Annotated in this window: 7 protein-coding genes and 5 pseudogenes; 2 read left to right on the forward strand and 10 right to left on the reverse strand. The window is 42.7% G+C overall.

What is annotated here, in order from left to right; genetic code table 11:
• Window positions 1-2,223: MBG domain-containing protein (locus BUA93_RS15470; RefSeq protein ID WP_139258128.1), on the reverse strand; the 2,223-nt coding region annotated here is incomplete at its 3' end.
• A 64-nt stretch (window positions 2,224-2,287) separates the two neighbouring features.
• Between BUA93_RS15470 and BUA93_RS16835 the strand changes: the two are divergent.
• Both BUA93_RS16835 and BUA93_RS16430 read left to right on the forward strand, forming a co-directional pair.
• Window positions 2,288-2,491, forward strand: a pseudogene (locus tag BUA93_RS16835) (DNA methyltransferase); the annotation flags it as partial.
• Between the two features lie 58 nt (window positions 2,492-2,549).
• Window positions 2,550-2,917 (forward strand): annotated as a pseudogene (locus BUA93_RS16430) (BsuBI/PstI family type II restriction endonuclease); the annotation flags it as partial.
• 113 nt (window positions 2,918-3,030) lie between these two features.
• Here BUA93_RS16430 and BUA93_RS15485 read toward each other — a convergent pair.
• From BUA93_RS15485 to BUA93_RS15525, 9 genes and pseudogenes are all read right to left on the reverse strand, one after another.
• Complete coding sequence (locus tag BUA93_RS15485; protein ID WP_072980955.1) at window positions 3,031-3,573, reverse strand: AAA family ATPase; 543 nt, start codon at window positions 3,571-3,573, stop codon at window positions 3,031-3,033.
• Between the two features lie 1,816 nt (window positions 3,574-5,389).
• Window positions 5,390-5,875, reverse strand: a pseudogene (locus BUA93_RS16840) (DUF4157 domain-containing protein); the annotation flags it as partial.
• Entirely contained in the window at window positions 5,875-6,483 is a 609-nt protein-coding gene (locus tag BUA93_RS15495; protein ID WP_139258129.1) for a hypothetical protein, read from the reverse strand. The gene BUA93_RS15495 and the pseudogene BUA93_RS16840, both read right to left, overlap by 1 nt.
• 515 nt (window positions 6,484-6,998) lie before the next feature.
• Window positions 6,999-7,298: pseudogene (locus tag BUA93_RS16845) on the reverse strand (DUF4157 domain-containing protein); the annotation flags it as partial.
• 1,349 nt (window positions 7,299-8,647) lie between these two features.
• Window positions 8,648-9,100: pseudogene (locus BUA93_RS16850) on the reverse strand (DUF4157 domain-containing protein); the annotation flags it as partial.
• A gap of 25 nt (window positions 9,101-9,125) precedes the next feature.
• The gene (locus BUA93_RS15510) at window positions 9,126-9,671 is read right to left on the reverse strand and encodes a hypothetical protein (protein WP_072980959.1); all 546 of its coding nucleotides are present in this window, start codon (window positions 9,669-9,671) and stop codon (window positions 9,126-9,128) included.
• Window positions 9,672-9,725: 54 nt separating this feature from the next.
• Window positions 9,726-9,944: a hypothetical protein gene (locus BUA93_RS15515; protein WP_072980960.1), complete on the reverse strand. Its 219-nt coding sequence runs from the start codon at window positions 9,942-9,944 to the stop codon at window positions 9,726-9,728.
• Between the two features lie 71 nt (window positions 9,945-10,015).
• Window positions 10,016-12,277, reverse strand: coding sequence for a hypothetical protein (locus BUA93_RS15520; RefSeq protein ID WP_072980962.1), 2,262 nt, complete (start codon window positions 12,275-12,277; stop codon window positions 10,016-10,018).
• The gene (locus BUA93_RS15525) at window positions 12,274-13,608 is read right to left on the reverse strand and encodes an ATP-binding protein (RefSeq protein WP_072980990.1); all 1,335 of its coding nucleotides are present in this window, start codon (window positions 13,606-13,608) and stop codon (window positions 12,274-12,276) included. Before BUA93_RS15525 ends, BUA93_RS15520 begins: the two co-directional genes overlap by 4 nt.
• Between the last annotated feature and the right edge of the window lies 1 nt (window position 13,609).

The following is a 13,609-nucleotide window of genomic DNA, read 5'->3' on the forward strand; positions in this document are numbered from 1 at the left end:
CCCTGTAACAAATTCAATGTCGTAATTTTCGGCCGTCAGACCACCCGGCGTAACATCATATTTGCCAGCAGCACCACCCCTATCGTACTTGCATTCGTAAGCTAGACTTCCGTTCAAAACCGACTCATCTTCTTCGCCGACAAAGCCGCTGTATTCAACGCTAGCATTTGGCGGTTCATCGCCGTAGGTAATCGTGTCGTTCTTGGCCGTAACGGTGAGTTTTTTCTGTTCAACAGTCAACTCGCCATCGACGAAAGTAATGTCGTAGTTGTCAGAAGTCAGGCCGCTTGGCGTAATAGTGTATTTGCCGACTTCGTCATATTGCTTGTAATCAAAGCTATAGACGAGCGTGCCGTTTAATGAATCTTCATTGTCTGTAGCGACAAAGCCGTCGTATTCAACGCCGTCGTTTGCAGGTTCATCACCGTAGGCGATTGTCTTGTTCTTTGCGGTAATGGACAAGGCCTTCGGGGCGATGGTCACTTCAACAGTCTGCGCAATCACGGCATTCCAGTTGTCACTGCCGTCCACCTTATAATGTACGGTGTAGGTTCCGGCAGCTGTTGCTGTCGGAATTTCGGCAGAATAAATACCGTCGTCGAGGCTATACAACATTGTACCGTCTCCGGCAGAGACAAGTTCCTGCGCTTCTCCTGTATAGGTAATAACATTAGCAGTCGGGGCAGATGGTGTCTGTTTTGGCTTAACGGTCAGATACCCCGGGTGTCCGCCTTTCCCGTCGATAATGGCATAGCTGCTTCGGCTGGCTTTGGCTTTGGCTGCTTTGAGATCATTGCCGTTGCTTTCCCAAACAGCAACTCGAACATCTTCCCACCTCGATCCGTTGCCGCCTCTTAATAGGTTACAGCCATAGAACATCTGATCGGAAGATGTCACGTTTTCCATACTCCATGCGCTGTTGACATAGATAGTGGTAAGACTCCGCGATCCGAACATTTTGGACATATTGGTAACACCTGATATATCGGCATTACTCAGGTCAATGGTAATTAAATTAGTATAATTCAAGAACAATTCTGAACAATCGGCAGGCAGCACCGTTCCCGGCTCGCAGACAACAGAAGTTACAGGGCTTTCTTTGACAATGGCACCATAGTCACCTATTATTGCTCCGTATGCTTTTACCTCGTCTGCATCAACATTGCCATTTAACGTCAGCACGCCTGTTGCTTCGTCGAATGCCGCTGTGGTCTGGATAAAGGTAGCACTTACAGTCACGCCGCCCCTTGGCATGACAAATTCTCTGTTTGACAAGGACACATCATTATCCGATGCATCTTTAACAGTGAGCGATTGCAGAACGTAGCCTGACTCTGGGGTAACGGTCAGAGCAACTAACTCGCCAGCCTTTGCTGTGGTCTTGTCCGTCGTCACCGTGCCGCCTGTGATTTCTTCATCAATAGTAACGTTGTAATCGATATCGTCCTTTGGTACGATAATTCGGCGGTTTCCGTCCTCGTTGATAGTAAAGTAGTCGCTGGCGATTGAGGTCACATCAGTCTCACCGTGTTTGTATGTTACAATCTCGCTGATGCTCGATGCATCCACGAGGTCGATGTCTGTGGTGATTGTCACCGTACCGACAACTGTGTTGCCATAGGAATAAGCACCACCTTTTCCGATACCGCAGCCTGGAAAGAATTGATTTGTTCCTCCTATTGCGGTTACCGTTCCGCCCTTGATGGTGATGTTACCGATTGTAGCCGTATGATTAGCATCATCACCAAAACTTACGCCCGTACCGATACCAGCACCCATGCCTTTGCCAGTCGCCGTGATGTTTCCGCCCTCGATGACAATATCGCCACCCGTAGCGTCCACTTTCCAAGCACGGCTCAGACCGATGCCTGCGGAATTATTAGCACCGTTTGCCGTCAGCGAGCCGTTGCCCTTGATGGTGAGCGTAGTGCCTGAACCGCCGACCTGAATGCCCGCCATATTTGTTGCTCCACTCACGCTGTTCGTGCCGACGAGGGTAATCTCCGCTGTTCCAGAGCATACGATGCCGCCGCTGATGGTAACATCGCTTAGCGTAATCTTTGCTCCGTTGGCAATCGACACCGTGCCCGATGTCAAACCTGTCAGCACGTCACCGTCCTGTGCCTCATAGCTCTCGCTGCCGGAAAGAGTCTTGTTTGTTGCCCATGCACTTGATACAAGAGCGGAAAAGAGTAACATCGCAAGAAATTTGAAACTTTTCATATTCTCTCCAACGAAAAATGATATCGCAAAAATAGATAAAATGTGACTGTTTATTTAATGCATAGGGCTGTATGTATTGTTCAATTCAACCCTTTATGATTCATACTATAGAATTTTGAAATGTTCAACTCAGGTCAATTCAACCGAAGTAAATTCTATGCCTATTCCGAACTTGCTTCAGATTCAAGAAATGGGTCGAATGCTTATAAAGAGCAAAGATTTTTCGGAAAAAAACTGTGATGAAATCCTTCAGGAGGCCTGCGCATGAACAATGTTGATAAAATTCGTAATATTTTGATTGCGCTAGGCGTTCCCGAGAAACAGGAATTATTGAAAATTTTGCACCAAGCTTTGCTCCAAGCTCTAAATGTCTATATGTGGGCGACACCACAGAAAAAGACTTAGTGAAAGATGTTGAAACACTAAAGAAGCTAGGCTTTGCTATTACTTTGCATGACAAAATGCCTGATGTCGTCTTTTATGACGAAGAAAAGAACTGGCTTTTCTTTGTGGAGGTCGTTACATCAGTAGGACCGATGGACCCAAAGAGGATTGTTGAACTTAGCGACTTGACTTTGCAACCTATAAAAAGTTTGCTGCTGATTTAGCTTGGGATACCGAAGTGTGGATTGCCGAAATGCCGGAACACATGATTCATTTGAACGGGGATAAGTTTTTAGGATCGAGAGTGTGAGTGTTGATATGGATTGAAAAATCTGAACCCTTGTGTCGCTGAGAGTTTTTACGCTCTTGATAGATTGCTTGAGTTGTGGCATTTGCAGATTATTCAATAGGTTCGGGAGGTTTTCACGGGTCTATCCATTGAAGATTGTCCACTATCAATGCCAAACGGTATTTCTCGGCAATGGAGCATACGGCATCAACATATTGCACGACAATTTTTGACTCGTCTATGGAGTGCGCGGGCTCTTTGTCTTTATCCTGGAAAAGGTTCTGGCCTATCGCAGAAATGATTGCCGTTCCAGGAATGAAGTTCCCCAACAAGTCGGGAGCATGCTCAAATACCGTCTTGGCGCAGAAACGGAAAACTTCCTTGAACTTTTCTTTTTTGGAATCTTCTTCGTCGACATCTTTCAGCAACTGCTTGAGCAGTTCCTTGAACGGCTGGTAGGGTATATTGTAGTCGGACTGTACACTACAGCTACTTGAAACAATAAGCGTCTGGTCTGTGGTAGCGGAAATTTCATCGAGGAATTGGTTTATCAGGACTGTTTTCCCAGATCCAGCTTCGCCTATGACGAATCTCAGTTGTTGGCGGCCGGACTGACGCATGGCCTGATATGCATCTATCAGGTTCTTTTTTTCTTTTTCACGTTGTACAAATTGCATAGGTTAACCTATAAACGAATATATATTCAAATTCCAGAATTGCAAATAAAATAATATTGTGTGGCGAACAATTTGCTGTTCGTTGTTTTAATTTGTATGTTATTGTATACACATTGTTAGTGTAATTCGCTATTACTTATTTTACAAATAGTAACAGCTCAACACGTTTTCTTTAAGGTCTTGAATAAAGAACGTATTAACGCGCCTTCTTTAAAAAGGGACGTTAATATGGAGAATATGGTGGGGCGGGCTGACAATCTAGTCATTAAGCGTTCAACGGCTGTGCATTAGATTTGGTGAACAGCTTGTTTTTACTAAGGAATCAATTGATAGACGAAGATATGGCTTGATTTACACTTTCCTAAAATTCAAAAATAATCTTGCCCTTAAAATATTTTCAATCACTTTTCTGCTCATCTCAATCTTCATAATCCTCGGAATCTAGCATAGAGAATTGTCTTCGCATTTTATTTTCGCGATCTTGTCTTCTTTTTCTTTCTCTTTCTTCTTTCGATATTTGTTTGCAAAATTCCAAATATGTATCTATATACAATTTAACAGAAGGGGAATTATGATCGTACAGAATTTTAAAGCGAGAATGAGTCAATGACCGAATTCGTCCTTTAGCGAATTTTTCGACATCGTTATAAATAGGTCGAACTCTCATGTCGCGACCGTCTTGTTTAGCCATTTCTTTTATCGTATCTGTATAAAATTTTAGATATATACTCGTATACAATTTAACGTAAGCAGACAATAATTTATGATCGTACGGGGTTTTAAAGCGAGAATGTGTCGACAACCGAATTCTACGTTTGGCAAATTTTTCGACGTTGCTACGAATAGGTTGAACGATCATGTTACGACAGTCTTGCTCGGCCATTTCTTTTATTACATCTCCATAAATAAGGCCTGTATAGGCATCTGCTAGTTTATATTCAGGGCGGTCCATTACGTCATCATCTTCTCTCAAATCTCCACTAAAATCAAATGCATTTAAAATAGGATCTTCGGTTGCGCCTACATCAAAAACATTTGTTACGCCCATAAGTACACCTTGGAGTCCAGATCTATTACGGGTCTTTTTATAACGATCCTGCATTTTAGCCTGAAAAGCCCGTATGTAATCTTGCATCTTGTACAAAGCGTCTAAATCTTGCCTCTTGCGCCAAGCTTCTAATCTTTGATTGTTGCGCTGAGCGTCTAAATGTTGTTTTTTAAGTTCTTTTTCATTGTTGTTTATAAATTGCGTCATTTGCAAAAAAGCAAAAGACACGCAATTATCCAAGCCGTATCTATGCCCTGCATTTGAGTATCCCGGATGGAATGTATAGCGTACGACTCCCTTGTCGGAAGTGACGAATTCTAGCCATTTATTGAATGTTTCTTTCGATACTCGTACAACAACTCTTATTTCTTCTGGTTGCATAATCATCGATAAATGGGTGTCATTTCGATATTCGCCGACAACACCAGTTGTTTTATCTTTGTCAGCATCCATCTGTTTCTTAAAAGCCGCCCCCAATTTTGCATTCATGTTGTCGGTCCAAAAACCATAACTAAACATAATATTAGGGCTTAAACCATGTAACATAGTATGTCCAGCATTAATTATACCGGCAAAAGCAGGATTATCTCTACTGATGTTAGCTCTTTGATTACCCGCTGGAGCATATCTGCTAGATCCGAATAAAATAAAACCTATTTCAAATTCTTCTGTTGAATTTCCGTTCAACAATACAGTTTTTAAACGCTGAAGGGCTTTTGAAGAAGTATCCCTATTCTTTAATTGGAGTGGATTGGAATTCGTTTCTAAAGCCTTTTCTCCCATGACATCGGCTTCATGCTCTAATGCGGCGTTGTCATTTACTGGCATACCATTGATATTCGTGGTGGGGGATACACGGCCGGCCATTTGTTGCGCTACATGCCACGCTTCGTGCGGCAGGTGCTTTTCCTGACCGGGCGCTACATGAATGTCGGTGCCTTGCGTGTAGGCGAGTGCTTGCACTGTGGCGGGCTTAGAACTATTGTAATGCACACGCACGTTATCCATGGAAAAACCTGAAAGACTTTCAATACCTGATTTTAGATTATCTGGCATTCCCGTATTATTCGGTCGCGGGGCTTCTGCACGCTGGACAGCGCTGTTGACCATATCGGCCTTGCGCTGGAGGGATTCGTTTTGGGAAGATGAATCAAAAAGCGAGGCGACTTTGGAGTCTGCAATCTTTTGGACGGTAGAGTTTTTTTGTACGTATGTGGTATTCATAAGTTGCCTTTTTTTATTGGCCATTGCCATTACGGAGTTGAATTCTTCTTTTTGCTAGAATCTTCCGTTTCCTTCTTCATTAGGTTCTCTTCTATCTTCTTTTCTATCTTCTCTTTTAAGTTTTTCGTTATTATTTCCCGTTTAGTTCCCTTATCTGTTGATCTCTTTTGCTTAGGTATTAAATCGTCTTGAAAAATTGTAATATAATTTTCTTTAATATCCTTAAGTAAAGTTTCGGATGCGCCTGCACGGATTGCTATTTGTATTGGCTTGACTTCTCCCCATTTCAAAGAATTGTATTCATAACGTATTTTTCGTTGTAAAAAAGAATCAAAATCTTGCATGGAAAATGTACGTAATGTGTTGTGAATGATCGTTTTAGCTGTTTCGAGACGCTTTTGGAAATCGGTAGATTTGGTGTTAAATTTTTCCGGTAAATTAGCTTCCAAGTTATTTGCCAATATTTCTTCGTCGTTTGGATCTATTTTTCCGTGGAAAAATGCAATTATTTCTTTAAGGGTAATATAACTTTGATCAACATCGTTAATAAATCCTTTCCAGATAGCTTTTTTCCTGGCTTCTGTGAAAAATGTATTTATTTTTTTACATCTTTGTCTCCACAAATTTTGTTTACGCATTTTTCAAATTTCTCCATTTTTTGTTCGTCTATTTCTTTCTTTTTTTGTTCGTCTAATTTCTCCGTTTCTTCTTCGGCTAATAAGTCCAACGGCCTTTGGTTATCGTCAACATTATTTTCATCTGTATAACAAAATCCTAATTGCATCGCGATTTGAAACAACTCATCGGGATCGAACCCCGTTTTTTCTTTTAGTGTAAAATCCTCAATGTTTGATGTTGTCAAATCTTGTTTTATATAATAAATATGTATTGCAGGTAGATCAGGATCCGAAATAAATTCGTTGAGGCAATAGTGGCTCAAAAAATTAAAATCACCCATATAGAATCCTGGGCCTAAGTCATCGCCTCTATCTTTACGCCCCCCTATATCCATATAATAATTTGGTTTTATTGGCTTTTCTAAAGGTTTTGAACATATGTGATAATAATAACCTGTAGGATCAATCTTTTGTACCACTCCATTCCATATTGTAGCTCTTTGCACAGTCTTGCTTTCGTCTGATTTCATTTGCACCGCCTTTCCCCCCATCACATCAGCTTCGTGCTCTAGTGCAGCATTATCATTCACAGGCATTCCGTTGATGTTTGTTGTAGGAGAAACACGGCCAGCCATTTGCTGAGCGACGTGCCATGCTTCGTGCGGGAGGTATTTTTCTTGACCGGGGGCAACATGAATATCAGTCCCCTGAGTGTAGGCAAGTGCCTGTACGGTCGCAGGTTTTGAACTGTTGTAATGCACACGCACATTGTCCATCGAGAATCCAGAAAGGCTCTCGATTCCGGCCTTCAAATTATCAGGCATTCCCGTATTATTCGGTCGCGGAGACTCCGCTCGTTGAGTAGCGTTATTCGCCATGTCAGCCTTGCGCTGGAGAGACTCGCTTTGAGCGGACGAATCAATGACAGAGGTGGATTTGGAGTCAGCCGCCTTTTGGACAGGATAGGCCTTTTGTACGTATGCAGAACTCATAGTAAAGCATCCTTTTCAATATTTACCTTTACAGAATCAAGATTATTGTTTTCCTTTGTCGCAATTATTCCTATACATTTCAGTATATTTGGGGCTATTGGCAAAGGAATAATATGCAATCTAATTTACATGGTGTGTGGGGAGGGGCACGTCTTCTTTTTTACTGCTGTAACAAAGTTATTACCGCACGAGACTTCTTTTCAACAGCAGCTATATCATCAACACATTTAATAGCTTTATTTAAAAGATCTATTTTTTTTGGTTCCATATTTTTCTTCAATTCTTCTTTTTAACATTTTTTTCTTAATAACAGTTCGTAAACCATTTTTTTCATCTATAGCTTTTATCTCATCATCACTAGAAATTATCCTTGGAATATCTGCTACAAGTTGTTCTTTTTCACCCTTGCATGATTTAATTCTTCCATCACTATCAATTTTTTCTATAACTGGAAGTTCTGAATAAAACGGTTCAAGAGATGATAACTGAGAATTCAAAAATCTAACATTATGAAAAGCTGTATCACTAATTTTTTTTACAACTTTCTTAACAAAATTGGGTTCCGAAAAATCAACTTCAGGAGGTGCTTCATCTTTTTGTAAATAAAAATCTCTTACACATCCATCATCATCGATCCACTGTTTACATGTTGGGCAACGTTCATATGTAAGAACTTCAGGGTCTTTAGAAATATCTTCACCTTCATATTTATTGAAAACCTGATTAATATCTCGTTTACCCTCTTCTTTATATTTATATCTTCTCACTACGGCATCACTAACGATAATACTTTGAATAGAGACGTTTTCAGGCAAATGACCATCATTACTTAAATCAACTCCAAAATTTAGACCAACGTTTACTAGAGCATCCGCAACAGCATGAGGTTCAGCACATTTTCCAGGTGGATTAGAAACATTCTTTCGATCTCCATCAGATTGAGCCGCTTTTAGTTCGCTTAAATTTTTCAATCTAGCATTTTGAAAAACTTTAATCACGTTTTCTTTCGTATTGATGTCATTAAACCCCGTTCCTTTTGCTTTACCAGGAATATCACTGCTTCCACTTTTCACAACATAAAAAACATCGGCTGCGCAAATCAAATCAACGTTTCTTAAACATTGTATTAAGCCACTAGTACATTGCAATGTTTTAGAGAAATAACCTTTTAAATCAGTCTCTTTACATTGCACCGCCTTCTCACCCATTACATCAGCTTCATGCTCTAACGCAGCATTGTCATTGACCGGCATCCCGTTAATATTCGTGGTTGGAGAAACGCGGCCAGCCATTTGCTGGGCAACATGCCATGCTTCGTGCGGGAGGCATTTTTCTTGACCGGGGGCAACATGAATATCAGTCCCCTGCGTGTATGCAAGCGCCTGCACAGTCGCGGGTTTAGAACTGTTGTAATGCACACGCACATCGTCCATCGAGAATCCAGAAAGACTCTCGATTCCGGCCTTCAAATTGTCCGGCATCCCCGTGTTATTCGGTCGTGGAGCTTCAACTCGCTGGGCCGCGTTAGCCATATCAGCCTTGCGTTGAAGGGATTCGCTTTGTGCGGAGTTATCTAAAACAGATGCAGAAGAATTAATAACAATTCTTTGAGATATATTATTTTTTCTTGAGTATTTCGTTTGCATTTTCAAATATTACACATTCTTTTTATTACACGTCATCCCATTTAATAACATCATTCTTCTTTTTTCCTGAATAAAGAGTCCCATCTTTCAAACCTACCCATTGAGCACGTTTACAAACAAACTTATCTAATTTATATAATGGAGTCCCGTATTTTTTTTCATATTTTTTTTCATCATTATGAAATCCTATCCCCAACACTTCCGCATTTCCTGTAGCATCTTTACAATAAAAAACTGTAACGCCTTCTGCACCATTCGTTACATGGTAAACACGATTACCATTATAAGTAAAACGAGTCCAACCATAATTTCTATCTTCTGCCGCTATTCCTTGATTTGCTTCAATCGCCCCTATTAAATTTTTGGGAACACCATATTTGAGCAAACTCGTGCGTAAAGTTGCACTAACGGTAAAACACTGTAGAGTACCACCATGCAATGTTACATCATTTATTAAGTCAGCCTTGCGCTGAAGGGATTCGCTTTGGGCAGACGAATCAAGGACAGAGGCAGCTTTGGTGTCAGCGGCCTTTTGGACGGTTGAGGACTTTTGTGCGTATGTAGAATTCATGGGAACGTCCTTTTATACGAGAAGGAGGTTCCCGCTCGGTGGCGGGAATGACATTTACGCGAGTTCTTCCTCTTCGGGGATGGCTTCGCGCTGGATGAACTTGCCTTGGGCGGGTTCTTCCTCTTCTTCGAGGGTGGCTCGCTGGATTGCATTCCCCATGAGGTCTGCTTTGCGTTGGAGGCTTGCGTTTTGCAGCGAGGTGTCCATGAGGTTGGCTGCGTTGTTGTTGGTAAAGCGTTGTGTGGTTTTGGATTTTTGTGCGTAGGTGTTCATGTTGTATTCCTTTAAGTAGAGATCCTTCGACTGCGAACCTTCGGTTCTTCGCTCAGGATGACACTTGGTGGTTATTTGATTTTCCTTTTGGGGAAGTCGGCGTTACGGTATATTTTTATAAGTGATGCGGTGATTACAGAAAGGACTAGCACGATGATGGGTAAGAATCGGAATGTCCCGGCGAGCGAGGTGGCCACGGGGTCGAACAGCACAAGGATGGTCGTGGTGAATGCAGGCGGGATGACAACTAGGCTGACGAGCAGGGCCAAATGCTTGTCGAAGAATGCGCTCACTGTGCACGAACCGAAGTAACCCAGTAGGAGAGCGATGGCCATGATGTATATTAGGGTGTTCAACAGGCGGAATGCCCAGCGGTACATGCAAAAGAACGGAATTTCGGAGCGGATCTGGGAACTGAAGGTGATGTCCTTGTCGTCTTTTTTGAAGTATTCGTTCAGGCATACCCCGATGTTACCCTTATTGCCGCATATTTCATCTGCCCCGATGTCGGTGGCGTAGGGGGCGATCCCTAGGCTGTAGTAAGAGTCGTTGTAGTAGGTGGCGTCGTCGCTCAGCTGGTCCCATTGGCGGTTGTCGAACCAGATGACGGGGGCGAGCGCTTTTAAGACGATGTGTCTGTTATCGCCTTTAAGTTGCAAACTCAGATCGCTGTGGATGAGTCGCTTGCTGCGTGAAAGGGGCTCTTCGTTGATGACCAATAGTAGGTTTTTTAGGTTGTCTATAATTTCATCTGTTGATGCGTTGTCGCCGTTTTCTTTTTTGGGTTCTGTAATGACTTTTCGAAAATTTGTGTAGCTGTAGATGCCTTCGGGGCCCTTGACTGCGCCGGAATCGATGCGGAGTGCGTATATATCTTCGGTGAGGTCGAGGCGGTTTACCATCATGTTCAAGAAAATGTTGGGGTTACTTTTAAGTAAGTCTGAATGCAAAGAGGTAAAGAATTCATTGAATAATGAGGTCGCCGTGGAATCGGTGGGGTAGTTCTTGAAATAGAACGTAATCCCATCGCCCCTGTTACCGTAATCGTCTCCCGAAAAACTTATTTTGTTTACAATCCTTTGGAAAAGCGAATTGTTATGTACATTTACTAAAGATTTAATCTCGCCTGAGAGCTTGTTGAAGAACTCATTGAGCTTTTCAGGATTTTTCAAATCATTCCAATCGGATTTTTCGATAATCCAGTCCATTTTGACATAGTGCCTATGCGCCTGCGATACAAAATCGGAAAACCCTTTTTTGTCAAGGTATGTTAAGGCGCGAGTTCCTGATGGCATTTGGAGTACACCGTTTGAGTTGGCGCTCAATCCGTAAAATGAAATGCGCGTGATGGCGCTGAAGTCTACCCATTTGGTGGTGTCGCCTGCGAACCAATAGGGGTATATGCCGATGACGTCCCCATTGAGCTGGTCCTTGTGACTGCAACCGCAGCCCGCGTCGTCCCATACGATAGGCTTGGTATCATCGAAGACTTTGTCTTGGAACATGGCGTCATTTACAGTGGCTTCAAATATGTGTGAGTAGAGCGTATCAAGCCTAGTGAATACGCGATACCATCGTTCGTCGCTACAGGTTCGGCCTCGGTACCAGCTGAAATACCTTGTCAAGTGTTCCGATGTTGATAATTTTTTCTCAGTGGATTTTTTTGTCGATTTCTTGGAGGAGGTCGGTGGCTTTGAAAATTGTGGCGTTTCTATTTTATCGACAAGTTTTAAAAGATCCTGTATTTCTTCTTTATTCCAGAGAACAGAATCGAAAATAGCGAATGCTGCGTTAGTTGTGTCAGAACAGATGGCTAGCGAGGCGGCCAAAAGACTTAATGCGTAGCGGCGGGCAAGTAGTGAATCGGCAAAGCGCACTCCTTGCAGTTCGTTTAAAAATTTGAGTATGGTAGTTGAATACAGGTCGCCGTGTATCTCTAAAACCATGTATTTCTTGAGTGAATCCATCCCCGCCTTGTTGAGCCAAACCTTGTCTACAATAGGGTCGGGCCAAGATTCTTCCTTAATGATTTTTTCTCGCATCATCCAGGTTTCTAGCACATAGTTGTTGACTGTTTTCAAGAAATGGGGGTAATCTTTTAGTTCCTGCGATAGCTGCAGCGCCATGTCGTCGCGAGAATTGAAGTACCAGTTGATGTACTTATCTAAAATTTTGAACGCTTCGGTGGTGTCTTTGAGCTTACCACCGGTTTCATAGCTCTTGATGTTTTCGGGAGTAACCTCGTAGGTGCAAAGCTCACAGGTGTGTGCATACAAGGTTGTAAACAGTAAAAATGCTAAAATGCGTGTAATATTTCGAAACACGTTTGTCATGCAATTTTTCCTTCTTTAAGCAATTCTCTAGAAATAGCTTGTTGTAAATCTAATTTGTTTATAACTTCGTGTTTGTCCATAATGGCTGAAATAGCCGCATATCGGGCTACATTTGTCAATGCGCCTCCGGCCAATTCATATTTCTCGGCAAAATACTCGAAAATTTCTTCACGGTTTTCGACCGGGGTCTTTTCGAAGATATTTTTCCACAAAGTCAAACGCTCATCTGTATCGGGCATAGAGAAATAGACCGAACTCTGGAACCTTCGAGAAAAGGCTTCGTCGATGTTAGATTTGAGGTTGCTCGCCAATATGACAATGCCCGGGAAATCTTCGACTCGTTGCAATAGGTATGAAATTTCTTGGTTGGCTGCGCGATCGTTTGAGTTGTTGGTCTGCGTCCTTGCGCCAAAGAGTGAATCCGCTTCGTCAAAGAATAAAATCCAGTTGCGGCTTTCGGCTTGGTCGAAAATGTTGGAGAGGTTCTTTTCGGTTTCGCCGATGTATTTAGATACAACTTGCGACAGGTCTACCCGGTAGACATCCATGCCTAGTTTTTTCCCGATAAGTGTTGCTGTCAGCGTCTTGCCTGTACCCGGAGGCCCGTAAAAGAGTACACGGTAGCCGTTTTTGAGGTTCTTGCGGAGCCCAAAACCGTCTAAAATTTCTTCGGAGTGGTTTATCCAGGTGATTAGTTGGTTTATTTCGCGCCTAGTTGTATCGGCGAGAACGAGGTCTTCCCATTCTAGGCGAGAGGTAATGCGCTTTGCTGGAAAATGTAGGCTATAGTCAGGCTTATTCTGTACACCGGTGGTCAAGTATTCTAGGTATTCCGAAGATAGACGCAATGCCGCTGAATTCTTGGGTTCTCCGGGTTCGCCGTATTCCAGTTGCAAAAGTCGACTCGACACAAGTTTTTGGTCGTTTTCGAAAAGCCTCATGATCTGGAGCCTTAACGCAAGATTGTCTCCGGCGAGTAAGAATAACGCCGTTTCGCAAGTGGGCAGGAATCCCGAATGGCTTTTGCCGTGCCATCCGCCGAATTCCGTGTAAGGCCTGCCAAGTACCTTGTTGTTCAAGAAAAAGGAGTCGAGTGCCTGTGGACACAGGTGGGGGAGTAGCGCAAGCGTTAGAATTAGGCGTTCGTCAAAACTGAGCTGCAGGCGTAAAATGGATTCGCCGTAGGGAGAATCTGTGTCGGGTTCCGGTGGTGTGCAGAGGTGTACATCCAGCAATTTACGCTCGTCGTCTTCGGCGCAGAAATACTGTTCGAATCGCAAATCGATGATTTGACGGCACCAGTCGATTTCGTTTTTCAGGGTGTCTTCCATG

Source organism: Fibrobacter sp. UWH4, assembly GCF_900142475.1.
Taxonomy (GTDB): domain Bacteria; phylum Fibrobacterota; class Fibrobacteria; order Fibrobacterales; family Fibrobacteraceae; genus Fibrobacter.